Origin of the sequence: Bartonella sp. TT29SHDZB, assembly GCF_042193395.1 — a bacterium.
Classification (GTDB): Bacteria; Pseudomonadota; Alphaproteobacteria; order Rhizobiales; family Rhizobiaceae; genus Bartonella.
In genome coordinates, this window is sequence record NZ_JBHILQ010000002.1 from 18,040 (window position 1) to 44,565 (window position 26,526).

General features: G+C 36.4%; 22 protein-coding genes. 11 read left to right on the forward strand and 11 right to left on the reverse strand.

The features are described from left to right. Positions 1 to 83 precede the first annotated feature (83 nt). From dxs to ACFIJJ_RS01310, 3 genes are read left to right on the forward strand one after another with little or no spacing between them, the layout of a single operon-like run. Positions 84 to 1,991 carry a 1-deoxy-D-xylulose-5-phosphate synthase gene (gene dxs, locus ACFIJJ_RS01300; RefSeq protein ID WP_375622312.1) on the forward strand — a complete coding sequence of 636 codons (1,908 nt, stop codon included), beginning with the start codon at positions 84 to 86 and terminating at the stop codon, positions 1,989 to 1,991. A gap of 16 nt (positions 1,992 to 2,007) precedes the next feature. Continuing rightward, complete coding sequence (locus tag ACFIJJ_RS01305) at positions 2,008 to 2,751, forward strand: TlyA family RNA methyltransferase (protein WP_375645716.1); 744 nt, start codon at positions 2,008 to 2,010, stop codon at positions 2,749 to 2,751. Next, complete coding sequence (locus ACFIJJ_RS01310) at positions 2,748 to 4,001, forward strand: class I SAM-dependent RNA methyltransferase (protein ID WP_375622310.1); 1,254 nt, start codon at positions 2,748 to 2,750, stop codon at positions 3,999 to 4,001. The genes ACFIJJ_RS01305 and ACFIJJ_RS01310 overlap by 4 nt, the downstream gene beginning before the upstream one ends. A 536-nt stretch (positions 4,002 to 4,537) precedes the next feature. Here the strand turns inward: ACFIJJ_RS01310 and tldD are convergent. Both tldD and ACFIJJ_RS01320 read right to left on the reverse strand, forming a co-directional pair. Continuing rightward, positions 4,538 to 5,956: a metalloprotease TldD gene (tldD, locus tag ACFIJJ_RS01315; protein ID WP_375622309.1), complete on the reverse strand. Its 1,419-nt coding sequence runs from the start codon at positions 5,954 to 5,956 to the stop codon at positions 4,538 to 4,540. 109 nt (positions 5,957 to 6,065) lie between these two features. Beyond that, positions 6,066 to 6,605 (reverse strand): invasion associated locus B family protein, encoded by a 540-nt coding sequence (locus ACFIJJ_RS01320; protein WP_375622308.1) that lies wholly within the window; start codon positions 6,603 to 6,605, stop codon positions 6,066 to 6,068. Between the two features lie 418 nt (positions 6,606 to 7,023). Here ACFIJJ_RS01320 and cyoE point away from each other — a divergent pair, with 418 nt between their 5' ends. From cyoE to rnhA, 4 genes are all read left to right on the forward strand, one after another. Continuing rightward, positions 7,024 to 7,959, forward strand: coding sequence for a heme o synthase (gene cyoE, locus ACFIJJ_RS01325; protein ID WP_375622307.1), 936 nt, complete (start codon positions 7,024 to 7,026; stop codon positions 7,957 to 7,959). A 180-nt stretch (positions 7,960 to 8,139) separates the two neighbouring features. Further along, positions 8,140 to 9,195 carry a 4-hydroxy-3-methylbut-2-enyl diphosphate reductase gene (gene ispH, locus ACFIJJ_RS01330; protein WP_375645717.1) on the forward strand — a complete coding sequence of 352 codons (1,056 nt, stop codon included), beginning with the start codon at positions 8,140 to 8,142 and terminating at the stop codon, positions 9,193 to 9,195. Beyond that, a complete protein-coding gene (locus ACFIJJ_RS01335; protein WP_375645718.1) occupies positions 9,195 to 10,154 on the forward strand; it encodes a homoserine kinase in 960 nt (319 codons plus the stop codon). Before ispH ends, ACFIJJ_RS01335 begins: the two co-directional genes overlap by 1 nt. A 5-nt stretch (positions 10,155 to 10,159) precedes the next feature. After that, positions 10,160 to 10,627: a ribonuclease HI gene (rnhA, locus tag ACFIJJ_RS01340; protein WP_375622304.1), complete on the forward strand. Its 468-nt coding sequence runs from the start codon at positions 10,160 to 10,162 to the stop codon at positions 10,625 to 10,627. Positions 10,628 to 10,653: 26 nt separating this feature from the next. Here rnhA and ACFIJJ_RS01345 read toward each other — a convergent pair whose 3' ends face one another. Continuing rightward, on the reverse strand, positions 10,654 to 11,532 hold the full coding sequence (locus ACFIJJ_RS01345) for a protein-disulfide reductase DsbD domain-containing protein (protein ID WP_375645720.1): 879 nt from the start codon (positions 11,530 to 11,532) through the stop codon (positions 10,654 to 10,656). A gap of 71 nt (positions 11,533 to 11,603) precedes the next feature. Between ACFIJJ_RS01345 and ACFIJJ_RS01350 the strand changes: the two genes are divergently transcribed. Beyond that, positions 11,604 to 12,188: a YqgE/AlgH family protein gene (locus ACFIJJ_RS01350; protein WP_375622302.1), complete on the forward strand. Its 585-nt coding sequence runs from the start codon at positions 11,604 to 11,606 to the stop codon at positions 12,186 to 12,188. Positions 12,189 to 12,230: 42 nt separating this feature from the next. Here ACFIJJ_RS01350 and ACFIJJ_RS01355 read toward each other — a convergent pair whose 3' ends face one another. From ACFIJJ_RS01355 to ACFIJJ_RS01385, 7 genes are all read right to left on the reverse strand, one after another. Next, positions 12,231 to 15,116, reverse strand: coding sequence for an EAL domain-containing protein (locus ACFIJJ_RS01355; RefSeq protein WP_375622301.1), 2,886 nt, complete (start codon positions 15,114 to 15,116; stop codon positions 12,231 to 12,233). Positions 15,117 to 15,515: 399 nt separating this feature from the next. Further along, entirely contained in the window at positions 15,516 to 16,790 is a 1,275-nt protein-coding gene (locus tag ACFIJJ_RS01360) for a M16 family metallopeptidase (RefSeq protein ID WP_375622300.1), read from the reverse strand. Between the two features lie 83 nt (positions 16,791 to 16,873). After that, entirely contained in the window at positions 16,874 to 18,271 is a 1,398-nt protein-coding gene (gene thrC, locus ACFIJJ_RS01365) for a threonine synthase (protein ID WP_375622299.1), read from the reverse strand. Between the two features lie 609 nt (positions 18,272 to 18,880). Beyond that, positions 18,881 to 19,234 carry a hypothetical protein gene (locus tag ACFIJJ_RS01370; protein ID WP_375622298.1) on the reverse strand — a complete coding sequence of 118 codons (354 nt, stop codon included), beginning with the start codon at positions 19,232 to 19,234 and terminating at the stop codon, positions 18,881 to 18,883. Between the two features lie 164 nt (positions 19,235 to 19,398). Beyond that, positions 19,399 to 19,749, reverse strand: a complete 351-nt coding sequence (locus ACFIJJ_RS01375) for a hypothetical protein (RefSeq protein WP_375622297.1) — start codon at positions 19,747 to 19,749, stop codon at positions 19,399 to 19,401. Between the two features lie 176 nt (positions 19,750 to 19,925). After that, on the reverse strand, positions 19,926 to 20,261 hold the full coding sequence (locus ACFIJJ_RS01380) for a hypothetical protein (RefSeq protein WP_375645721.1): 336 nt from the start codon (positions 20,259 to 20,261) through the stop codon (positions 19,926 to 19,928). Positions 20,262 to 21,273: 1,012 nt separating this feature from the next. Continuing rightward, entirely contained in the window at positions 21,274 to 21,969 is a 696-nt protein-coding gene (locus tag ACFIJJ_RS01385; protein WP_375622295.1) for an HAD family hydrolase, read from the reverse strand. 370 nt (positions 21,970 to 22,339) lie between these two features. On the opposite strand from ACFIJJ_RS01385, the gene ACFIJJ_RS01390 reads away from it, so the two are divergent. Continuing rightward, entirely contained in the window at positions 22,340 to 23,428 is a 1,089-nt protein-coding gene (locus tag ACFIJJ_RS01390; RefSeq protein ID WP_372440009.1) for a site-specific DNA-methyltransferase, read from the forward strand. 488 nt (positions 23,429 to 23,916) lie between these two features. On the opposite strand, the gene mutY is transcribed toward ACFIJJ_RS01390, so the two are convergent. After that, positions 23,917 to 24,975: an A/G-specific adenine glycosylase gene (mutY, locus tag ACFIJJ_RS01395; RefSeq protein ID WP_375622294.1), complete on the reverse strand. Its 1,059-nt coding sequence runs from the start codon at positions 24,973 to 24,975 to the stop codon at positions 23,917 to 23,919. A 203-nt stretch (positions 24,976 to 25,178) separates the two neighbouring features. Here mutY and ACFIJJ_RS01400 point away from each other — a divergent pair, with 203 nt between their 5' ends. Further along, positions 25,179 to 25,679 (forward strand): DUF721 domain-containing protein, encoded by a 501-nt coding sequence (locus ACFIJJ_RS01400; RefSeq protein ID WP_375622293.1) that lies wholly within the window; start codon positions 25,179 to 25,181, stop codon positions 25,677 to 25,679. 82 nt (positions 25,680 to 25,761) lie between these two features. Further along, a complete protein-coding gene (locus ACFIJJ_RS01405) occupies positions 25,762 to 26,418 on the forward strand; it encodes a DsbA family protein (protein WP_375622292.1) in 657 nt (218 codons plus the stop codon). Positions 26,419 to 26,526 lie beyond the last annotated feature (108 nt).

The following is a 26,526-nucleotide window of genomic DNA, read 5'->3' on the forward strand; positions in this document are numbered from 1 at the left end:
TGCAAAGCTGTCAATAAAAGAGTAGAGAAGATGTATTTTTACCGTTGCGTTCTCTTGAGTTAAGGTAACAGGAGGGAGTTTTTTTGTCTCATGTTTTAACACCAGTGCTTGACCGTGTTTGTTTTCCGCAAGATTTGCGGGCATTGCCTGAGTCTGATTTGGTACAGTTGGCTGATGAGTTGCGGGCAGAAACAATTGATGCGGTTTCTGTAACAGGTGGTCATCTTGGGGCAGGACTTGGCGTTGTTGAGCTCACTGTTGCATTACATTATGTTTTTAATACACCAGAGGATAGGATTATTTGGGATGTTGGTCATCAAACCTATCCGCACAAGATTTTAACGGGGCGTAGAGAAAAAATTCGCACATTACGTCAAGAGGGCGGATTATCTGGTTTTACAAAACGTTCAGAAAGTGTGTATGATCCATTTGGAGCGGGGCATTCATCTACTTCTATTTCAGCAGGGCTTGGCATGGCGGTGGCAAGTGCTTTGAAAGCAGAGACAAGGCGCAATATCATAACTGTCATTGGTGATGGTGCAATGTCTGCGGGTATGGCTTATGAAGCCATGAACAACGCTGGTGCTTTGAATGCACGCTTGATTGTTGTTCTTAATGATAACGATATGTCTATAGCACCACCTACAGGTGCTATGAGTGCACATCTTGCACGGTTAGTATCTCGTCCTTCTTATCGTCATTTGCGTGAACGCGTAAAGATGTTAAGCGAAAAATTGCCAAAGTTTTTTGGGGATAAGGCCCGTCGTTCAGAGGAATTTGCGCGTGGACTTTTGGTTGGGGGAACTTTATTTGATGAGCTTGGCTTTTATTATGTTGGCCCCATAGATGGGCACAATTTGGGGCATTTATTACCTGTTTTTAAAAATGTTCGTGAATATCCTAATGGTCCTGTTTTGGTGCATGTTGTAACCCATAAGGGAAAAGGATATCCCCCTGCAGAAGCCTCGTCTGATAAATATCATGGTGTTAATCGTTTTGATGTCACGACAGGAAAACAGGTTAAAGCATCAAGCGATATTCTACCCTACACCAAGGTATTTTCTAAAGCTTTATCAGAAGAAGCGCGCCATGATGATAAGATTGTGGGCATAACAGCAGCGATGCCAACAGGGACAGGTCTTGATTCTTTTGCGGAAAAATTTCCAGAAAAAATGTTTGATGTTGGTATTGCAGAGCAACATGCCGTAACTTTTGCGGCAGGACTTGCTTGTGAAGGGTATAAGCCTTTTGTTGCAATTTATTCTACTTTTTTACAGCGTGCTTATGATCAAATTATTCATGATGTATCAATTCAAAAATTACCGGTACGTTTTGCTATTGACCGCGCAGGCTTTGTGGGGGCAGATGGTGCAACACATGCTGGAAGTTTTGATATTGTTTTTTTGTCCACTCTTCCTGACTTTGTTGTTATGGCACCTTCAGATGAACTTGAACTGATGCATATGGTGCGTACAGCTGCAGCCTATGATCAGGGTCCCATTTCTTTTCGTTATCCACGTGGTGAGGGGATTGGTATAGATTTACCGCAACGTGGTGAGTTATTAGAAATTGGAAAAGGGCGTGTTCTGCGTGAAGGAAATAGAATCGCTTTGGTTTGTTTTGGAACGCGGATGTCAGAAGTGTTGCAAGCTGCTGATGCGTTGGAGGCTGAAGGATTGTCTACAACGGTTGCAGATGCACGGTTTGCAAAACCTTTAGATAAAGATTTGATGCGTCGTTTGGCACGTGAGCATGAGGTATTGGTGACAATTGAAGAAGGTGCAATCGGTGGATTTGGAGCGCACATATTACAATTTTTAGCGCAAGAAGGGCTCTTAGAGCATGGTTTGAAAGTTCGTACACTAAAATTTCCTGATGAATATTTGAATCATGGTTCACCAGAAAAAGTTCTCTCAACTATCGGGCTTGACGCTATGGGCATTGTCAACACGGTTTTTGCTGTTTTGGGACGCGAGATTCGAACAGGATAGAAAATTCGAGTATGAGATGGCTTCCAGAAAAAGACTCGATATTCTTTTAGTTGAAAAAAACTTTTTTACGACACGTTCACGCGCACGTGATGCAATTATGCGCCAAACTGTTAAAGTTAACGGAGAAATCGTTTTTAAAGCTGGGCAAATCGTTTTTGATGATGCAGAGATTACCGTTTGTGATCCAGCGCAGAATTATGTTTCTCGGGCAGCGTTAAAATTGATTGCTGCACTTGATGCATTTCCAATTGTAACGGACAAAGTGACAGCCATTGATGTTGGTGCATCAACAGGTGGTTTTACGCAAGTTCTCTTAGAGCGTGGAGCAGATCATGTCATTGCGGTTGATGTTGGGCATCATCAATTTGATAAACGTTTATTGGGCAACAGTGCTATAACGTTATTAGAAGGCTTGAATGTTAGAGATTTTCAACAGGAACATTTAGGTGGGCGAGAAATTGATCTTATTGTTTCAGATGTTAGCTTTATTTCTCTCAAACTTGCATTGCCTCCCGTTTTGTCTTTAGCCAAGAAGGGCGCCCAAGCTGTTTTACTGGTAAAGCCTCAGTTTGAGGTTGGTCGTAAACACTTTAGTAAGGGAGGAATATTAAGTCCATCAAGTGCTAAAGAAACTGCTGAGGCACTTTTTGTTTGGTTAAATACACAAACAGGGTGGAGTGCAAAAGGTTTAATTTCTTCCCCTATTACAGGTGGTGATGGCAACGTGGAATATTTACTATTCGGAGAAAAACAAGAGTGAATGACAATGTCATAATCGATCATATTGGAGCAAATGGTTATGGTATTGCTAAGACGTCTCACGGCTTCGTTTATGTTCCTTTTACTTTACCAGGAGAGTGTGCTAAAATTACGGTTCATGGAAAATATGCAACATATATAGCATTAAAAGAAAAATCATCAGAACGCATTGATGCTCTTTGTCAGCATTTTGGAGAATGTGGAGGATGTACTCTTCAGCATTGGCATATGGATGCTTATCGCGTATGGAAACAACAATTGGTTGTTGATGCGCTTAAAAAGTATGGACTTAATGATGTTGTTTCGCCTTTAATAGAATGTAAACCTTATAGCCGACGGCGGATTACTCTAACAGCATCCATGACCCCACAGGGGCAAAAAGTTGGTTTTAACCGTTATCTCTCTCATGAGATTGTGGCTTTTGAGGAATGTCCAATAAGCCATCCAGAGCTTATTTCTCAGTTGCATAATATCAGAGAGCTCTGTGCTTTTTTAAAGAGCTCTGTCAAACGGTTTCATATTACGATAACACGCGTTCAAAATGGTTTAGATGTTGCTTTAAATGGTTGCGTTATACACCATGAAACACTTCGTCAGAAAATGATTAGTGCAGCGCTTTCATATGGAATTACACGTTTATCTGTTGACGGTGAAGTTTTGGTTGAACGAGAAAAACCAGTGATTTACTTTGGAGATGTTCGTGTTGAATTTCCTTCTGGTGGTTTTCTTCAAGCAACCAGTGAAGCTGAAAATATAATGGGTAATATTATTTTAACGCATTTAAAAAAAGCAAAGAATGCTGTTGATTTGTTTTCAGGGGTAGGAACATTTACCTTGCGTATGGCAAAAAAGATGAATGTTCATGCAGTAGAAAATAATGAAGATGCATTAAGAAATCTAAATACAGCAGCACGTTTTGCGATTGGTTTAAAAACGGTCACTTGTGAAAAACGTGATCTTTTCCGACATCCCCTTTCTGTAAAGGAACTTGAGTGTTTTGAGAGTGTTGTTTTTGACCCTCCCCGTGCTGGAGCAGAGGAACAAGTACATGAATTGGCAAAGGCAACAATATCACGTGTTGTGGCAATTTCGTGTAATCCTACTACATTTGCTCGTGATTTATCTTTTCTTGTTGCAGGGGGATATACAGTAGAAAAAATCATACCAATTGATCAATTTTTATGGTCACCACATGTTGAAGTTGTTGCTGTTTTGAGCAAAAATAAAAAGAAGAAAGGTTGGAAGCTTTAGCCTGAAAGTTTTTTGACATAGTTCATTTGAGTATTATTATAAAATCTCTCTAAGATTTATCTACAATAATAATCTTTTTCTTTTCTTATTGAATGAAAGCACTGAATACAGGAAGTTTTTTTATTTTAAACTTTATTATGAAACATACAAGACAGTTACTCCACACAAAAAACGAATGTATCATGAAGAAGGTATGTCTAAGTCTGCCGGCACCATCGTAATATTCGCCAACTCCCAATGTTGTTACAGCCCTTGGCACTTAAGATGGTTCATTATGGCGTTTTTATCTTTTTTTGTACAGTTTCACTCCACACGGTTCTCCCTGCTTGTAACGTACAAACGAATAATTTTGATTAATTTAACAGACACAAATTTAAAATGAGAAAATCTTACGGTATTCAAGGTTTTAATTTAAATATGAATAACGCTCAATTATCTTTATAAATTAATGTTTGTAGCAAAAGCTCACTCTTCACAAGGACATCTTGATAAACGAGAAGGGGAAAATATTGAATATTGGGAAGGAATAAGCAAGCTTACTCCAGCGCAGTTCCACCGATTGTCATATTATTGATTCGAAGATGAGGTTGACCAACACCAACAGGGACATTTTGGCCAGCTTTTCCACACATACCGATACCATTATCAAGTTTACTATCATTACCAATCATTGTAATACGTTTCATAGCATCCGGTCCATTTCCAATAAGAGTTGCACCTTTGATTGGTGCACAAATTTTACCATTTTCTACTCGGTATGCTTCAGTACATTCAAAGACGAATTTTCCAGAAGTGATATCAACTTGTCCTCCACCGAATGAAACAGCATAGATACCACTTTTAAGTGAAGAAAGAATTTCTTCAGGTGTTTTATCTCCTCCTAGCATGATTGTATTGGTCATTCGTGGCATTGGGGCATAAGCATAGGATTCACGCCGTCCATTTCCAGTTGATTTACCTCCCATAAGCCGTGCATTAAGCCTGTCTTGCATAAAACCAACGAGTTTTCCATCTTCAATGAGAACGTTATATCCTGAAGGAGTCCCCTCATCATCGACAGTGAGAGAACCACGGCGTTGTGGAATTGTTCCATCATCAACAATTGTAACACCTTTTGCCGCAACTTGTTGTCCTAAAAGTCCAGCAAAAGCGGATGTTTTTTTACGGTTAAAGTCACCTTCTAAACCATGACCTACGGCTTCATGGAGCATAACACCAGGCCATCCGTTAGCTAAGACAACATCAAAAGATCCAGCAGGTGCTGCTTCTGCTTCTAAATTTGTTAAAGCCATACGTAAGGCTTCATCCGCAGCTTTTTTCCAATTGTCTTCATGAATAAATTGGTTAAATGTTTGTCGCCCTCCACACCCATAAAAACCATTTTCACGTCGATTGCCTTCAGCTACGACCACAGATATAGAAAGTCGCACAAGCGGACGAATATCACGAACCAAATAACCATCTGCACGTAAAATTTCAACATGTTGTAGCGAGCCAGAAAGAGAAACAGTCACTTGATGCAATTTATTATTTTTAGCACGTAAATAGGCATCAATTTTTTGCAAAAGAGCACTTTTTTCTTCAAATGATGGAGCATCAAGGGGATTATGCGGTAGATAAAGTCTTTTGTTTGTTTGTTGAGGTGCTATACTATAAGTTCCTGCATGATTATTATAGGTAACAGCTTTAGCAGCTTCACTGGCACGCTTGAGTGCTGCTGCTGATAATTCACTAGAATGTGCATATCCGGTAGCTTCTCCAGCAACGACACGCAGGCCAAACCCCATATCTTGATGAAATGAGCCGTTTTTAAGCTGTCCATTATCAAATAAAAGAGCTTCGCTTTCTGTATACTCGAGGTAAAGTTCTCCATCATCAGCATGATGAAGCGTTTCCTGTACAAGTGATTGCACTTTAGAAGAAGCAATATCAAAATGATCAATCAGCGATTTCATAAGAATTATCCTATTGCTATGGGGGCTTAGAAGATTTTTATTGATTTAAATTAAGAAGCTCTCAAAATATACGATGAGATTTTAATCATTCAATATGTATCGATTTCATTCATGTTGGTAAGGTTGCATAGGCATCGCCAAGACCATGAAGGTCAACGAGACCTCCAATTCCTTGCTCAGGAGTTGTGAAGATAAAATAGGTTGCCATTTTTCCTTTAAAAAAGAGTTGTAATATGTCTTCTTTAAGAAAGGCTTCAGCAACACAATTATCACCAAGACAACGACGATATTCCATTCTTCCCATATTTTTATCGTCAATTTTAATTCCAACGCCAGGACGTAATTCAACGCGAATCGGAACAAAAACACGCATCAAAGCACCTTGCTTTTGAGGAAGTTTATAAAATGTAACACGCAAGGTAATATCTTGACGCCCTTGTGTGTGAACGTTTTGTACAACTTCACACTGCATATTAGGGGTACCTGGTGGTAGAGCACAAACTTTTGTCCATGCACCATAGGTTTGTGGAGCAGGGACATTTTGCGCATAGGGTGTTTGTGCAAATGCATGACTGATAAAACTACTATAAAGTGTGTAAAGAACAGTGCCAATAAAAAAAGTTTTTTTGAGTAATTTATAAAGTATCACAGAAAATCCTATCCGACTCAACACTCACAACCATACATAGATTTACATAAAAAATGAATTCCCTATAAAAAACTATAACACAAAATCAGTATTTACCCAAATATATTAATCTATATGCAAGAAATAAAGGAAAATGAAAAAAATAGCATTTTATAGAAGATAAATTTTCAGTATGGTTTTATGATGTTCGGTAGGATACATTTGTAATGTTATAGAGAGAATGTTGATTGAAAAAATATTTTTGTTGCAAATGTTTCTATCTATTTTTAGGGGATACATACACAAGAGGGGTATCCCATATTTTTTCAAAAAGACGATTGGTTTTTATTTGTCATTCCCATACGCTCGATAATAGATCATATTTGTCAGATGATATTGGGTTTGAGAATGACAAAAATGGAAAAGGGTTTTGAGTGGCATGTCAGTTTCAGGAGAGCTATCGATTGCGAATGGTAAGTCAACGCCACCAAAATCCACTATTAGTGATTATATCACATTATTGAAACCACGTGTTATGTCTCTTGTGGTCTTTACGGCTTTAGTTGGTTTGATGGTGTCTCCTGTTCCTATCAATCCGTGGTATGGTTTTTTAGCAATTTTATGTATTGCTGCTGGTGGCGGTGGTGCGGGGGCACTTAATATGTGGTATGATGCTGATATTGATGCCATGATGGAAAGGACTAAAAAGCGTCCCATTCCTATGGGTAAAATAAGCCCCCGAAAGGCATTTATTTTTGGTATGGTTCTTTCTATGCTTTCAGTATTGGTTATGGGGAGCTTCATTAATTGGTTTGCGGCATTTTTTCTTGCTTTTACGATTTTCTTTTATGTCGTTATCTATACAATTTGGTTAAAGCGTATCACACCACAAAATATTGTTATTGGTGGTGCTTCTGGAGCTTTTCCACCAATGATTGGATGGGCCGCGGCAACAGGGACAGTGAGTATTGATAGCTTTTTATTATTTTTAATCATTTTTATGTGGACCCCCCCTCATTTTTGGTCTCTTTCTTTATTTTCATCTCTTGATTATGAGGCTGCGGGGATTCCTATGATGCCTAATGTACGAGGTGAATATTCAACAAAAAAACAGATTTTATTTTATACTATTTTGATGGCATTATGTGCTGCTGCTCCTTGCTTTACTGGTCTTGGCGGAATTTTTTATGGTATTTTTTCAACAATTTTAAGCATTATCTTTATTTATTTTGCCTATCGTTTATGGAAAGCTGATACACATAATGGAACTATTTTGATGGCCAAAAAAACGTTTTTCTTTTCGTTACTCTATTTGGCAGGTATCTTTAGCATTCTTTTGATTGAATCTCTTGTTTGGTATTTTATCGCTCTTTAGGAAAATAAAATGAAAAAGCAAATTTAAAAAGAGCTTTTCTTCAAGAAAATACTGTAAGAAAACACGATAGAGTGTGTTCTTATGCAAAAGATGATATTGCACGTTTTTTTTACATTGCTTATTCATGTATAATAATAGGTTGTTTGAATATGATAAAGCTATAGAGATTAAGGATGATTTATGTCTGGACTTCCCCCTTTAACGATACGTCTTTGTGGTCCACGTGGATTTTGTGCAGGGGTTGATCGTGCTATCCAGATTGTTCTGCTTGCATTAAAAAAATATAGTGCTCCAGTATATGTTCGTCATGAAATTGTACACAACCGCTACGTGGTTGAGGGATTACAGCAACGGGGAGCTGTTTTTGTCGAAGAACTTGATGAGATCCCAGAAGAACATCGCAATCAACCGGTTGTTTTTTCTGCTCATGGTGTACCAAAATCTGTTTCAGAAGAAGCACGATGCTATAATTTGTTTTATCTTGATGCAACATGTCCGTTGGTCTCAAAAGTTCACAAACAAGCGATACGACATCAACGTCATGGTCGTCATGTTATATTGATTGGTCATGCTGGTCATCCTGAGGTGATAGGAACGATGGGACAGCTTGAAGAAGGGGCTGTGACGCTCATTGAAACGATAGAAGATGCTTTGCATTATCAACCCGATGATCCGGATAAATTAGGATTTGTGACACAAACAACGCTTTCTGTTGAAGATACAGCAGGAATTATCGATATATTACAACAACGTTTTCCTACATTAGCAGCCCCAGCGGCTGAGTCAATTTGTTATGCTACAACGAATCGGCAAGATGCGGTTAAAGCAGCGGCACAGGGGAGCGATTTGTTTTTGATTGTTGGAGCACCAAATTCCTCTAATTCACGACGTTTAGTAGAGGTTGCCGAAAAGTCTGGTGCGCGGCAAGCTATTTTAGTTCAGCGCGCTGATGAAATTAATTTTGAAAACCTAAAATCTCTTTCTATTGTCAGTCTTTCAGCGGGGGCTTCGGCTCCTGAAATTATTATTGATGAAATTATTTCAGCATTTCGTGAGCGTTATGATGTCACAATAGAATTAGCTGAAACAGCGGTAGAAACGGAAAAATTTTTAGTGAGTCGCGAATTACGTGATGTCATTTTAACGTCTCAAGATATGGCTTTTGTTAATGGTCAAGCAAGTAACGCAAAAAATGAACATCAAGATACCGCCATGTCTAAAACGAAAGCAGAATAATGGCCGTTTATACAGATATTCATCCAAATGATTTAAAAGCATTCTTAACACGTTACGCAATAGGTTCACTTTTGTCTTATCAAGGTATAGAGGAGGGGATCGAAAATTCTAATTTTATGCTAGAGACAACACAAGGGCAGTTTATTTTAACACTTTATGAAAAGCGTATTTCAAAAGATGATTTACCTTTTTTTTGTCGCTTGATGCAGCATTTAGGACAGCGTGGAATTCCTTGTCCTCAACCCGTTATTCAAAATGATGGAATGATGATTAGTGAATTAGCAGGACGTCCTGCTGCTATTATTACTTTTCTGGAAGGAGAGTGGATCCGCCAGCCCAATATAGATCATTGTGGCGAAGTGGGGACGGGGTTAGCACAATTGCATTTAGCAGGACAGGATTTTACACTCAGTCGTAAAAATACTCTTTCTGTTATGGATTGGCAGTTATTGTGGCAACGTTGTCAAACCAGAGAAGATGCATTGTTAAAGGAATTTGGACGAAAAATTGAGGGGGAATTGGCTTTTTTACAAGAAAATTGGCCATTAAATTTACCAACAGGTATTATTCATGCTGATCTATTTAATGATAACGTCTTTTTTGTGAATCATCGTCTTTCTGGGATGATAGATTTCTATTTTGCTTGTAATGACTTTTTTGCTTATGATTTAGCGATCTGTTTAAATGCTTGGTGCTTTGAGCCTGATCATTCCTACAATCTTACCAAAGCACGTAAGTTATTGGAAAGTTATCAAAAAATAAGACCATTGATCCCTTTAGAATTGGACAAGATGGTTTTATTAGCTCGTGGTGCATCTCTACGTTTCTTACTCACACGTCTATATGATTGGTTTAATACACCGCCTAATAGCTTTGTTATTAAGAAAGATCCATGGGAGTATTGGCACAAGCTTTGTTTTTTCAGTAATGTAAATTCTCTGAGTGAATTAGGTTTTTAAATTTTATGGCAGCTCAACAAAAAGTCGTTGAAATTTATACAGATGGTGCTTGCTCTGGGAATCCTGGGGTTGGAGGCTGGGGGGCAATTTTACGCTGGAATGGTCATGAACGGGAGCTTTATGGCGGTAAGGTCCATACGACAAACAATCAAATGGAACTCATGGCGGCAATTTGTGCATTAAAGGCGCTTAAAGAGCCATGTTTTGTCGATCTTTATACAGACTCAGTTTATGTACGTAACGGTATATCTAAGTGGATTGAAGATTGGAAAAAGAATAATTGGCGCACCGCATCAAAAAATCCTGTTAAAAATATGGAGCTATGGCAAGCTCTTGAGGATGCTAGTTTTTGTCATACAGTCAGATGGCACTGGGTAAAAGGGCATGCGGGACATCCAGAAAATGAACGCGCAGATGCCCTTGCTCGCAAAGCAATTACTCAATATCGTGAAAATGGACGTTTTCCAGCATAATTGCTGTTTGGGAGTTTTTTCTTTTATCACGGAGTCGCAAGAGGGGTTGGCTGCGTATGGAATATGAATGTTCCACTTAAGGCGTGATCTTTAAAAGAAATTGTATAAAAAATTTTTTGGTTTATTTCTTCTGGTGCGAAATAGAGTGGAGCACTGAAGAGTGTATATTCTGCGTTATCACTGACTTTTCTTGCTGCTCCAATTTGCATTTCTCCTCCATCTAAAAAGAGAGAGGAAGGTGTAGTTTTGTTGTTATTTTGTATTTTTATAAGAAGGGTACTGTTATTTTTTTCGGCACTTATTTTTAGTGCATTCTGCATCATGCGGGGCAAAGAATCTTGCGCCTTTTTTAAGAAGGAAGCAGGAAGATGTTTATTTTTAAGAGCAGATGGCGAAAAATCAAAGTTAATAGTAAATGGAAGACAGATTTTGTTACATAATCCAAGAGTGAAAGCACCACTTAAATTTTTTCTTGAACCAGAAAGATTGAAGGGCAATATTACTTTATCTTTATAACCTAATGACCAATCATTTTCTGTTTCAAAAAGCTGTGGAGTAGGATAAAAGATTTCATAAGAAATCTGTTGGTTGAAATTAAAAAATGGTGCCATGCCAGAATTACCTGGATTACGCCAGTAAGTTTTCCATCCTGGTTTAAGCTCAATTTCAATAATGCCTTCTCTTATTCCAGAAAGAGAAGGTTCAGTGATCGCTAATCGGATACGACCACCATCTGATTCATACCAAGATGTTGCGAAAAGCTGGAGTTTTTGTTCTGTTTGAGCGTTTACAGGAATGTTAAGTAATTCTAAAACTATGAATGTTAAGCTTAAAGTAACGAAAAGCTTTTTATAAAAGAAAGTTGCGATATTTTGTAAATTTGTAAATATACGACTTTTTTTCATTGGAGTTTTATTTTCCTAGTGTGCTAAATGAACAAACTTTTATCATGTAAATTATGGAGAATAACAGATTAATGAAGCGGTGTAATGGCTTTTTAGGTGGACAATTACTCATAGCAATGCCTGGGATGAATGACAAACGCTTTATTCGTTCTGTTATTTATATTTGTGCGCATTCTGATGCCGGTGCGATGGGCATCATTCTCAATCAATTGCATCATATTGGTTTTCCAGAGCTTTTGCTTCACTTGGGAGTCATAGACAGTGGCCAAAAAAAAAGTCTTTCTGAACCAATAAAACAGTTTCCAGTTCGCTATGGTGGTCCTGTTGATCCTTCGCGTGGTTTTGTCCTTCACTCAGATGATTATGCTTGTGAAGAAACTGTTTTTATTGCAGATAAGGTCTGCTTTACTGCGACAATTGATATATTAAAAGCGATCAGTTGCGAACAAGGTCCGCAACATGCACTGGTAGCATTAGGCTATGCTGGATGGAAAGCGGGGCAACTTGAGGCAGAAATTTCTACAAATGGTTGGCTAATCAGTTCTACATCACCTAGTTTTCTTTTTGAAAGCGATTTAAGCTGCAAATATGATAAAAGTTTAACACGCATGGGTATCGATCCAACTTATCTTGCTTCTGAAATGGGACACGCGTAGAGTTTTTTCTAAGCTTTTTAACTTTACACGTTATTTTATCCATTATGTTTTTATTTTATAAGGGAAATGGCTCTGAACGAGTGTAATTAATTCTTCTATGGCAATCGGTTTCGTCACAAGTGTACTTTGAACATATTTACAGCCTTCTTGACGAAGGAAGATTGCTTCTTTTTCATTTTCAACACCCTCTGCGATAATTTGCAAATTAAGATCTGTTGCCATATTAATGATAGACTTTAGAACAATTTTCTTCTTAAGAGAGTCGATTGAGATAAGTGAACGATCAAGTTTAACCATATCAAATGGATAACGTACGAGATAGGTCAGAGACGAATAACCTGTTCCAAAATTATCGAGTGCGAGATTCATTCCAAGTGTTTTAATTTGTTCGAGAAAGTGCGCTGATTGTTCAGGATTATTTCTTAAGACAAATTCAGATATTTCAATCATCAAGCGCCCTTTGTGAAGAGGATGGCGAAGCAAAGCGGCACGCAATTGACTGATAAAACGCGGATGAATCATTTCTGCGCTTGGTAAATTAATTGAAATAAAGAAAGATTGTTGGGAAAACTTTTCTTGTACATTTATAAGATCAATAATGGCATTATCGATGATAAATTGTGACAAATCCATAACAATTTGTTCATTTTCTACGATTTTTATGAAATCAGAAACATTTAAATTTCCATAAGTGGGATGATGCCATTCTACAATTGTTTCAAAACCAATAATATGTCCGTCTGATAAATTAAGAATAGGATGGTAGAGGATTTTCATCTCATTACGTTTTATAGCATAATGAACATCTTTCTCCAGAGTATTATGTTCGAGACCCAAAGTGCGAAAATTAGGACGAAAAGGTTCAATATGGTTTCCACCCATTTGTTTTGCACGAATCATCGCTAATTCACTATCATTAAAAATATCTTTAGCCGTCGATCGGCTTTCACTCCATGTAACCAATCCAATAGAGGTTGAAAGGATTATTTTGTTTTCTGGAAGTGAAATAGGTGCTGAAATTGTTTTGTGCAAATGATCTGCAAATGCTGCAATTTTTTGTGGTTCAGTTTCGCTGAGTAAAATAATTGCAAAGCGGTCTGCTGAAAGACGCGATAAGGTGTCTTGAAAGTTAATGAGACGATTTAAACGACGTGCGACTATAAGGAGTACAGTATCCCCAACAGCGATGCCTAATTTGCGATTAATTTGGCGAAAATTGTCAAAATCAATCATAAAGACGGTTGGTCTAATTTTGATATTTGCTTTCGCTAAAGAGGTATAATTTTGTAGTCTATCAAAGAAAATTTGTTGATTAGGAAGTCCGGTTAAGCTGTCGTGGATTGCATCATGCAATAAACGTTCTTCAGATTTTTTGTGGTTAGTAATATTGACAATGGTTCCAATGACACGTGTGATTTTTCCATCTTTTTGCATCGCCGGACGTGCACGAAGAGAAAACCAATGATAGTAACCACCCCCGGAAGAAAGCCGAAAAATTTGATCAATGCGCCCTTTTTTATTTTTAAGAATGATATCCAATACGGCTTGAAAGCGTTCACGATCATCATGGTGCAAAGCTGAAATCCAGTTGCGCATAGGTCCATTGAGGTTATGAATTTCAGTACCCAAAAGGGTTGCCATGTTTGGATGTACAACAATACGGTCACGCTCAATATTCCAATCCCAAATAATATTTCCAGCTCCCTTTGCTGCGAGTACTTGTTGTTCAAGGTCGGAAAATATTCCTTCATGGAAAGCATCATTAGAAAAAGTTTGTTGCAGGACAGTAAAGCTTATGAGAAGAACAATGAGCACTAATCCCCCTGCTAATGCTGGCTGGATAATATCATTGTTTAAATGTCCAGCTATACAGGCATAGGCTCCAACACACCAAAAGCTAATGAGCAACCATGTTGGAATAAGCATAATGGCACGGTCATAGCTTCTGATTGAGAAATAGATGATTAATATTATACCAAGCACAGCGGTAAGGCCAAAAGACAAACGCGCAATTCCAGCGGCTCTGATGGGATCATAAATAGCAAAGGCTCCTAGACTGCAAAAGGCAATGGTCCAAGCGATAGCACCATAACTAAAATGATAATGCCAGCGATTAAGGTTGAGGTAAGTAAAAAGAAAAATGAAGAGTGTAGCAGCAAGCGCTACTTCTGTCCCAGCGCGCCAGATTGGCTGTGTTGTGAGTGTAACTGCAAAGAATTTATTTAAAAAATTGAAGTCAATACCAATATAAAAAAGCACTGCCCAAGCGACAGCCGCTGTTGCAGGAAACAGTCCTGTCCCACGGACAACGAAGAGAACAGTTAACAAAAGTGCTAAGAGACCTGATATACCAAGAAGAATACCATGATAAAGCGTATAAGAATTAATTGCATCCTTATAAGCTTCAGGTTGCCATAAATAGATTTGCGGTAGAGTGGCAGAGTTAAGTTCGGCCACCAATGTAACAACAGCACCAGGGTTAAGGGTAATACGAAAGATATCAGAGTTTGCACTAAGTTGACGATCGAGGGAAAAACCTTCGCTTGGCGTTATGGATTGAATCCTTGCTGATCCAAGGTCTGGCCAAAAAAATCCAGAATGTGCCATGCGGTAATGGGGGGCAACGATGAGACGGTCAACTTGTTCATCTGTTGGATTTGCAAGAGAAAAAACTGCCCAGTTTCCGGAAAATTTTTCATTTTTTGCCTGCACTTCAATACGCCATACAATACCATCTGGTCCTGGCGCTGTACTTGTTTGAAAAATAGAGTTGTTTGTATGGTGAATTTCAATTGCTTTTGAGAGATCAAGAGCAGCATCTTGAGAAGAAATTTTAACTGGCTCAATTGCTTGTGCTGATGTAAGATGGACAAAAGAACTAACGACTACAATGAAAATGATGTCAATTATTTTACGCAAACTCTTCACAATGTCCCACTCTCAATATTTTAGGATGTTTAATTTTCATTTCGATTTTTGAGAAAAAACGTCCACCTTTTATAATTTATTTATATAATAAATTGTAATCACTTTTTCTTAAGTTATGTGATTTTATATACAAATAGACCACACACCCATTTGCTCCAATGGAAATTGAAGCGAATGAAGTTTTATATTTTAAAAGGGCAAAGTTAAACCATGAATTTCCAGATATTCACGGATATACCTTCACTCATTAGAATCTTTATCACATGAAGTATGAATTGGGTAGTTTTGTACGCCTCTTTGCCCAATATTTCCAAAACTTATTTAATGAGAAGAGCTTTTGTAGTAAATTTTATGATAAAATATGTGATGTTATTGTGATGCTGCTTTGAAAAGAATTTTTTACTTTAGCTTGTATGAAAGAGTTGATGTTAAATCATCAAAATTCATGAGGGGGCCGACAGGTCCGACAGCAGTTAGTGTTGGAGTGGAATTTGTAAAAAGACGATGCGCTAAATCAGTTAATCTTTTAGGAGTGATGAGATTGAGGCGTTCAATTGTTTCCGATATTGGAATTGGTCGACCGTAAAGGAGTATTTGGCGAGCAATGAGATGTGCCTGACTAGAAGGATTTTCTTGTGACATTATGAGATTAGCACGATATTGTGTTTGCGCTCGTTGAAGTTCATTGGCATGAATACTTTTGCTGACCTTGGAAAGTTCATCAAGAATCACAGGAATAAGTTCTTTGAGCCCTTCTTGTCCAGTAGCAGCATGAACACCAAAAAGTCCAGTATCTGAAAATCCCCAATGAAAAGCATAAATAGAATAGCATAATCCACGTTTTTCTCTTACCTCTTGAAAAAGACGTGAAGACATACCACCACCAAGAATGATTGAAAGAATTTGGGCCGCATAAAAATCACGCGCGTGATAAGCACGCCCTTCAAATCCTAGAACAACTTGTGTATCCATTAAATCGCGATATTCACGAAAGTCGCCTCCGACATAATTTGCAAGATTAGTAAGGGGGGTAGTTGAATGGGGGCGAAAAGTACCAAGGCGACTTTCAACTTCTCGCAAGAAATTTTCGTGCTTTACAGCTCCTGCTGCAACGACAATCATACGATCTGCACTATATTGTTTATTAATGAAATCATGGAGATCAGCGGATGTAAATGATTGAATAGTTTTAGCTGTTCCTAAAATAGAGCGACCAAGGGATTGATGACGAAAGGCTGTTTCTGTAAAGTGATCAAAAACAATATCATCAGGCGTGTCATGGGCGGCACCAATTTCCTGAAAAATTACTTGTTTTTCTCGTTCTAGTTCATCTTCGTCAAATTTTGAATGCATCAAAATATCGGCTAAAATGTCGATAGCAAGCGGGATATCGCTTTTAAGTACACGTGCAAAATAAGCCGTTGTTTCAATACTGGTGGTGGCATTGATTTCACCGCCAACATCTTCAATATCAGTTGCAATTTTAAGAGCTGTACGATTGGCGGTTCCTTTGAAAGCCATATGCTCAAGGAGATGGGCGATGCCATGTTGTGTAAAGGTTTCATTGCGTGCGCCCACTTTAACCCATATTCCGAGCGCTACACTATCAATTTGTTGCATTGTCTGTGTGGCGATAGTCAAACCGTTACTCAGGCGACTGATATCTACACCCATGTGTTTACGACTCCATTAAACAAGCCAAATACCTCTATAAGGGCATTGGAATATTTGTGATTTTAATTACAATGCAGCTGAACTTAGTAAGATGCATTTGATTTTAAAGAAATATAATCTTTTACTATTTTTTCATTATTAGCAAGACTTGTAAAGCACTCTTTGGATTCCATCAATCCATCTAGGCAAGATGTCCGTGGTGGATTAATACCACAGGCATTTTGGATTGCATCAGGAAATTTAGCAGGATGAGCTGTGGCAAGAGTGATCATTGGAATATGTGGCTTTTTGTGTTCGCGCGCTACCTTGAGTGCAACGGCTGTATGTGGATCAATAAGATAGCCGCTTTCTTTATAAACACTATTAATTGTTTGTGCTGTTTCAGCCATGCTACTTTTCCCAGCACAAAACAGGGAGCGAATATTTTGAAGCTGTTTTTCATCAAGAGTAAAACGTCCTGATTGTTTCAAGTTCTCCATGGCATTGCGAATCCATACTGGATCACGATTACCACTTTCAAACAACAAGCGCTCAAAATTAGAAGAGACTTGAATGTCCATAGAAGGCGATGTTGTATGGGTTATAGGTCGTATTTCGTAAGTGCCACTGGTTAATGTGCGTGGAAGGATGTCATTATCATTTGTTGCAATAACCAGTTGTGCGATAGGTAATCCCATACGGGCAGCGACATACCCTGCAAAAATATCACCGAAATTTCCAGTAGGAACAGTAAATGAGACGGCTCTATCAGGAGCACCTAGGGAAAGGGCAGATGAAAAATAATAAACAATTTGCGCCATGATGCGCGCCCAGTTTATAGAGTTAACCCCTGAAAGCGCTCTTTTTTGACGAAAGTTATGGTCATTAAACATTGCTTTGACGAGTGCTTGGCAATCATCAAAATTTCCTTCGATAGCTATGGCGTGAACATTATCACTTTGATTGGTAGTCATTTGCCGTTGTTGAATGGATGATACACGTCCTTTGGGAAATAAAATAAAAACATCTGAATTTTTTCTTCCAGCAAAGGCTTGTATTGCAGCACCACCTGTATCACCCGATGTTGCAGCAACAATCGTTGCCCATTTATTTTGTTTAGTTAAAATATAATCCATCAATCTAGAAAGAAACTGCATTGCAACATCTTTAAATGCCAAGGTAGGACCGTAAAAAAGTTCAAGGATAAATTCATCTGGACCAATTTGCAGTAACGGGCAGGTTGCTGGGTGACGAAAGGTATTGTACGATTCGGTAATCATATTCTCAAAAGATACATATTCGATTTCGTTATTCATAAAGGGCCAAAGAATAGTTTTAGCAATGGTCATATAGGATTGCCCACGCAGTGCTCGTAATGCATCGGGTGATAATTGAGGAAATTTTTCTGGAAGGTACAGACCGCCATCATTAGCGAGACCCGTCATAACCGTTTCGGTAAAGCCTAGAGCAGGGGCCACGCCTCTTGTGCTGATATATTTCATGAATTTTTTCTTTCATTTATTTATTATCGATAAACTGATGCAGTAGTGTGTCTCACATTTTTAATAATATTTGAATTGTGAAATGAATGGAAGTTTGTTTGCTTATACTTATCAATAATGATGAAACAGTGGTATTGTCCTTTAGAAATTTTGATATAACATATTGATATTAAAAATTTATCTTCAAAAGACTTTGTTCTGTTATTTGTTAATCTATTTTATAATTTATATTGCTTTCTACATATTGCGGTATTTCTCAAAGAGTTTTCTTGCAAAGATTCATTTATTTTACCTATTTTTGCTTAGACTTTTTAGAATCAAAATGCATATTACAATTAGCTTCTGGAAAGTGGTATTTATAACTTGTGTTGGAGGATTTATGAGATAATTTCCTAGTTTTATGTGCCTAAATTGTGCATCTTGAGAGGTTTTTATTCAGTTTAAATTATCAGTTTTTATGCTAATAGGTGTTATATTGAAGCTACACAGGTATGATTCATAATGAACAAATTTATCCATAGAAAGCACAAAAAAACTGCCCCAATTACTGAGGCAGTCCGCCATTTAAGGCATTGCTTTTAATTTCAGATTATTTAGATTTTTTTATTTTTACTTTAAACTTCTAGCTATTCCTCCTCCGAGCATCGCACTGAATACGGACATAACGAGTCCAGTAAGTCCACCGAAAATATAAGCTCCTATTGTAGTAAAAGCTCCTAACGTAATGGGCTCAAATACCTTTACAAATTTTCCTTCAATGCCATCTTCATTTCCTACTCCATAATTTAAATTTGAAATATAAAGAGTAGCCATATTGGTTGCTTTTTCTATTACGGAAACAGAAACATTCTCTTTTTGAAAGCTACTGTTCAAATGATTTGCATTAGCATTTACAATTTGTGAGAGAAGAAAAGCAATCGCTATAAAAGTACTTAACACATGATTTTTAAACACTTTTGTCATAATTTCACCTCAAATACTTTCTAATCTTGTTATTTGTGAGGGGAAAGCTATTTATGTGTCTTAGTTTAATAACAATGAGCAGATAATGTAGCCATGCCTCACGTTCAGATTTTTATTCTTATATTTCAAATGTTTAAGTATAAGGTCGTCGGTATCACTGTTAATTAGCGAGAACTTATGAGTTTTTGTATCTGCCCTACGGGCCACGCTAAAATTATACCTATTGTCCCTATTCCATACCCAGCTAATATTGAAATACCAAAAGCTCCTAACGTAATGGGCTCAAGAACTTTCTCGACTTTTCCTTCAACAGTAGCTTCATTTCCTACTCCATAATTTAAATTTGAAATATAAAGAGTAGCCATATTGGTTGCTTTTTCTATTACAGAAACAGAAACATTCTCTTTTTGAAAGCTATTGTTCAAATGATTTGCATTAGCATTTACAATTTGTGAGAAAAGAAAAGCAATAGCTATAAAAATATTTAGTATATAATTTTTAAATACTTTTGTCATAATTTCACCTCAAATACTTTAAATATTTATATCATAAATATATTAATAAATACGTATAATTGGTAAATATATATTTTAGATATACTTATAATAATTATTTATTAGTAATGAATATTATTTTAATTATTTAATTTATTATTATATTGTTCATAACAAAACAGTAATTATTTTATAATTTATTTAAAGATTGCAACTATTTGTGTTATCCAGTTTAGCAATGTAGTTATTATAAATCCACCTAACAACACTCCTGCCCCTATTGTAAAAGCAGCAACTTTTTCTACTTTTCCTTCAAGAGCTGATTCATTTACTGTTCCATAACTTAAAGTTGGTACATAAATAGAAGCTGTATGGATTGTTTTATTTTCCACGTGTTTTATTATAGATGGAGAAGAATCTTCTTTTAGAGAGCTATTTTTTAAATAATTTGCATTAACATTTGCAACTTGCAAAAGAAAAAAAACAGCCACCGTAAAGATACATAATGTACAATTTGCAACTAATTTTACCATAAATTACCTCAAATATTTTTATATTAATACGAACCTATATACACAAATAATGATAATAAACAAATTTTAAAACACTAAATATGTTTACTCATTATGTTACACGATAATACATTATGTTCTTATTGTCAACAACAAAAATACTTTTTGTTTATATAAAATATATAATACAGTTGTATTATTTTTATATTATAAAATTTTTATATTATAAAATTTTAAATAAGAATATTTTATTGGAATAATATGATTGCTTATTATAAGACATAATAAATATTTTTCTAATCATTGAGTTACTTTTTTAGTTTTTTGTGGTTTATATATTTGTATATAAATAGGAAATAATAAACATAATGATAGTTTTATTTTAAGCATTAATAAATAAAATGTAATCATAAAAACTTAATTATAAAAATAATAAGAACATTTTTGGTATTTATATATTTTATTAGGTATGATGTGATGTTATTGTATTTTATGCATTTTTTATATATTAATATGTAAATAATTTTATAACTTATATTTAAAATAGTAGTGTAAATAAATGAATTTATTCGATATTTTTATTTAGTATGAATCATAAGTAATATAAAAGTTGTTTTGGATTAATAGATGTTCTTTTAATGTTTTTTAAATACGCTATTAATTTTTTATAATAACGTTTATTGTAAGGTATATATTGTAAAGTTATCAGCTTAATGATCGTTAGTTATAATATTTATCTGTACCATCATTATAAGAAGAAGCATAATAGTGGGAATTTGGTTATATTCATTTCAGATTGTAAAATAAAATCTATAGCTTTTTACAATAATTTACAATCAGAAGAGCTTAAATTATTAGAGAGTTCCACTGACTATAATATATAGTGCGTAAGTATATACGAGTTATTTATCATCGTGGAGCCATTTTAGTTATGTTTAAGCTTTTGTACGTATGCTTTAAGCAAGAGAAGACGCCATACTAAGAATGTTACTAAGAGATTTCATGTGCTGATAAATATATTGAATGAAGTTTTTTATACGAAATCTTGCCATACTGCCATTGCTTCTAGGACTTCTCCTAAATGAGCGTGTTTTGCAATAACCGTCTCAGCACCAGCTTCTGCAAGTATATTAGAGTGGCCAAGATAGCTATGCGATCCTCCCGTAAAGCCGATGACACGCATGCCTGCTGCTTTGGCTGCGTGTACACCATGAAGTGAATCTTCTATAACGATAGTGTTTTGGGGTTCTACTTGTAATTGTTTTGCAGCAAAAAGGAAAACATCAGGGGCAGGTTTGGTTTTTTTTGTTCCAACTTCAGGTGCAGAAAATATTTTACCTTCAAAAAGGTCATAGAGTTCAACAGTGGTAAGCATCTCTTTTATATCGATGCTCTTTGCATTAGAGCAGATACAGTAGGGATAGCGTGTTTGAATAATTTCTATGGCTTCTCTTACATCATCAATAGCACGTAATTCAGTTTTTATTTGTGTACGAAAAATATTAGTCATTTGATCTATGAGATGAGCAGAAATTGGTTTTTCTGTTTCCTGTTCAACGTGTTTAAGAATATCGCGAAAGATTAGCCCTGCAAAACGCTCACTCAATTCTTCGGGTGATATTTCATATCCTGTTTGTTTGAGCAATTGAGATCCAATTTTTGCTGCAAGATATTCAGAGTCAACGAGAACTCCGTCACAATCAAAAATAATAAGATCTATCTGAGGCATAAGACATTCCTTTATATGTTGCGAGATGGACAACTTTTATGAAAACGATATTGAGAGGACATTATTTCATAAAAATACGCTTTGAAAATGATTCTTAATTCTTTTACGAAATAAAAGATATGGGAACAGTACATTGAAAAAAAGAAAATTAAGATTTCATTCATATAAAAATTTTTTTACTTAAAAAACAAAAACGAATATCAATTTTGCGGAATTTTAACGATACGTTTACGCTATTTTGTAAATATGGATTGGTAATGCGGGCCTATAAACTATTTTGGTTGATTATAGGGCAAATTTAGTTAATTTTGTTGGGTTTTTCATGACAGTTATTCAGCTTCAAAAAGATTTCCTTCGTACTCCCTCACAAATGCCATGGCGCAATAAAATTTTTAAGGGAGATTGTGTTTCCGTTCTAGAAAAACTTCCAAAACATTCCGTTGATATGATTTTTGCGGATCCACCCTATAATTTGCAATTGGATGGAGCTTTATACCGTCCAGATCATTCGCTTGTTGATGCGGTTGATGATGCATGGGATCAGTTTGAGAGCTTTGCTGCTTATGATGCTTTTACCCGTGCATGGTTGCTTGCTTGTCGTCGTGTATTAAAACCAAATGGAACACTTTGGGTTATCGGATCTTACCATAATATTTTTCGGGTTGGGACGGCATTACAAGATTTAGGTTTTTGGATGCTTAATGATATTATTTGGCGCAAAAATAATCCGATGCCTAATTTTCGAGGGCGCCGTTTTCAAAATGCTCATGAGACGCTTATTTGGGCCGTGCGAGATCAAAAAGATAAAAAGTACACATTTAATTATGATGCCTTAAAAGCAGCAAATGAAGATTTACAAATGCGTTCAGATTGGCTTTTCCCTCTCTGCACTGGAGCTGAACGTTTAAAGGATGATTCAGGACGTAAATTACATCCAACACAAAAACCGCAAGCGTTATTAGCGCGTATTATTATGGCTTCTAGTAAACCTGGTGATGTTATTCTCGATCCGTTTTTTGGTTCGGGAACAACAGGTGCTGTTGCCAAGCTTTTAGGGCGTGATTTTGTTGGGATTGAACGCGAGCAAGATTACATCGATGCTGCATGTGAGAGAATTGCGGCGGTTAAACCTTTAGCGCAACCAGAACTAGCGATTTTGGATAGAAAAAAAGCAGAACCGCGCGTAGCATTCAACAGTTTGCTTGAAGCAGGTTTACTCTATCCTGGAGAAGTTCTTTACGATCGTAAGAAGCAAGTATCTGCTATTGTAAGAGCTGATGGTACGATTATGCATGGTGGTGAAGCGGGTTCAATTCACGCAATGGGAAGAAAGGCTCAAGATTCGCAGAGTTGTAATGGTTGGACCTTTTGGTATTATGAGGAAAATGGACGGTTGAAGTCCATAGATCATTTAAGAATGATCATACGTTCACAAATGTTAAAAACGGGTGTTTTATGAACTAAGCTGATCACTTTATTCTATTGACCACCAATGTACCTGATCTTGATTGAGATGGACGTGAGAGCGTTTTAGCCTTTCTTAGATGTTTTTTATTGACACACTAATCTCGCTTGTGAGTGGCAAGCGAGTATTTTTACGCTTCTTGTAGAAGAAATAAAAATGAGAAATTTGCACTCTATGTCTTAATTTTAGTTCCAAAACAGTATCAATATAAGCTTATAAAAACGAAATATCGGAATTAAAAGGTTCATTTAGAAGTTCAAAATCAAGTGTTTTTTTTAGGTAACACGTATACCTATCTGAGCGAACAAAGGGCAGATCCTGAAATTTAAATCTAAGGCTTCTAAGTTTTTCTATTCCTTCTTAATTCTTATCTGTAGAAAAAAATTGGTCATTTCACGTGTTTAAATTTTTCTTTTAAAGATTAAAAAATGGTCGCTAGAGATACAAAAGCTTTCATTAGCAAACATTTTTTATAAACAAGGCTATTTAAATCTGAAAGAATTGGGAAGAGCTATGGAAATGGCTTTTTTCATAACAGTAGGTAATGCTTCTTCGGCAAGATGTTGAATGTTACACCACCAACCATTTTCACAATTCATTTCATGAACATCTTCGGTATAGTAAACATCGAGTTTTAAAGAAAAGTGAGTAAAAACATGCGTAATTTGTCCTTTGAATTGCCAATTGGCAGTAAAGGGAGCGTTTTTGAGCCCATTTTCGTTATCGATGCCAATATTGTTAGGAATTTGGGTCATTCCACCAAGGAGTTTTTGCGTCTGTCGTTTTTCTAAATAAATTTGTTTATTTTGATTAAGGACCACAAAAGCAATCCCTGTTTTTGAAGGGCGTTCTTTTTTAGGGGCTTTGACTGGAAAAGATTCCGTTTGTTGCATCTTTGCCGCTTTGCATAAACATTGAAGAGGGCAGATATAACAAGATGGTTTACGTGGAGTGCAAATTATTGCTCCCAGATCCATCATTGCTTGAGCAAAGTCACCAGGACGATTTAAAGCAGTAATTTTTTGTGTTTTTTCTTTAATTTCAACTTTTGCTTTTTGTAATATTGAAGTGATAGCAAAAAGTCGCGCTACCACACGTTCGACATTACCATCAACCACTGCTACAGGGTGGTTAAAAGCAATCGCAGCAATGGCTGCGGCAGTATAATCTCCAATACCGGCTAGAGTTCGCAATTCTTTTACAGATTGTGGAAATTGTCCCGCGTAGTTTTCAACAAGCTGTCGCGCACATTTTTTAAGATTACGCGCGCGTGAATAATAACCAAGTCCAGCCCATGCTTTCATGATATCATCTTGTGAGGCTTTTGCTAAAGAGAAAAGATCTGGCCATAGTTTTAGAAACTTTTTAAAATAAGGCTTAACTGCTTCAACGGTTGTTTGTTGAAGCATGATTTCAGAAAGCCAAACTTGATAAGGATCAGGGCGGATACCTTGTTTTTGCTCTTCGGGGGTAATCCGCCATGGAAGATGTCTGTGATTTTTATCGTACCAAGCAAGGAGGTGCGAAGAAATTTCATACATGATTGCTTTCAAGCATAGGGAGATATAAAATGCAAAAGAAAAAATTATTTATTTTGTAATTCATGTTTTTTGCTCTTTTATTGTCAAAGCTTTGGTGAGAAAAGGCTTTTTATTTTGTTGATATTTCATAAATTGAGGAGGCAACAATTTTTAGATGAAACAAATGATTTTAATTTAGCAAGCGGTTGAACAATGATCTAAAAATGAGAAAACAACTTAAAAAACGTATCTTTTATTCTCTTTCTGAGACGGTATACAAAATACTTGATCCAGTTTTACGCAAACGGACAGGGCTTAATGTAGCGCTTCTAGAACATTGGCCACAAATTGCGGGCTATGATATCAGTGAATATACAATGCCGCTTAAAATTATTTGGAAACGTCGTGCAGATCAAGATGAAGTTTTTCAGCCAGCAACACTTGTTATCGCATGTGAAGGATTTGCTGCGTTAAAATTAATGCATGAAACAGAGGAATTACTTCATAGAATTAACGGATTTTTTGGCTATATTGCTATTGATCGCATCAAGATTGAGCAAAGGAGTATATCGGTTTTTATGAATCACTTGCCTCTAAAACCGCCTTTGAGTGAACAAGACAAAAAATGCGTGGAAAAAATGCTTGAAGGAATTGAAGATACAAGCTTGCAGCAAGCACTTTATAAACTTGGCTGTTGCATTTTCTTGGAAAAAAATAATAAATAGCAATATATTTTATATATTTTTCTTTAATATATGAGAAAGCATTGGATTCCTATTCGTTAATAACAACAGAAAAGTATTATTTATGGTAAAATATCGTTCTTTTTTATCTTTCGGGATAATTTTTCTCTTCATAACGATTGTACAAAACAGTGTAACAGTTGCTTTAGCGCGTGATCCCAAATCAGTGGCAACTGTTGATATGGCAGAGCTTCTCCAATCGGGTAAAGTAAAGGATCGTTTTGAGGGAGAGGCGGATGCACCAGTCGTCATTGTTGAGTATGCTTCGTTGACATGTACTCATTGTGCGCATTTTTATAATGATATACTTCCCCAAATTCGTCAAAAGTATATCAAAACAGGAAAAGTAAAACTTATTTTCCGAGAATATGCTTTTGATCCTCGGGCAACAGCAGGTTTTATGTTGGCACGGTGTGCACCAGAAGATCGCTATTTTCCTTTGATAGAAGTTTTATTTCAAAAACAAAATGAATGGGCTTTCGGAAAAAATGCTCTAACACCATTGAAAAAAATTGGCTTAATGGCTGGTTTTACAGATGAAAGTTTTACTGCGTGTTTGAAAAATCAGTCCATTTTAGATGAAGTAAATGCATCTTTTGAACGCGGTAAAGAGCTTGGTGTCACAGCAACACCTACTTTCTTTATTAATGGTAGTAAATATGAAGGTGCCATGAAAGTAGAAGATTTTTTTTCGGTGATTGATAGTTTTCTTAAAAACTGAATCTTAATCTTCCAGAAGATGGAGAATGATACTTTTGGTCATTATCTCTTTTGGAAGGATTAATATTATGCATTTATGAAGCGATATTTTTTGGAGCCGATTTTGAAT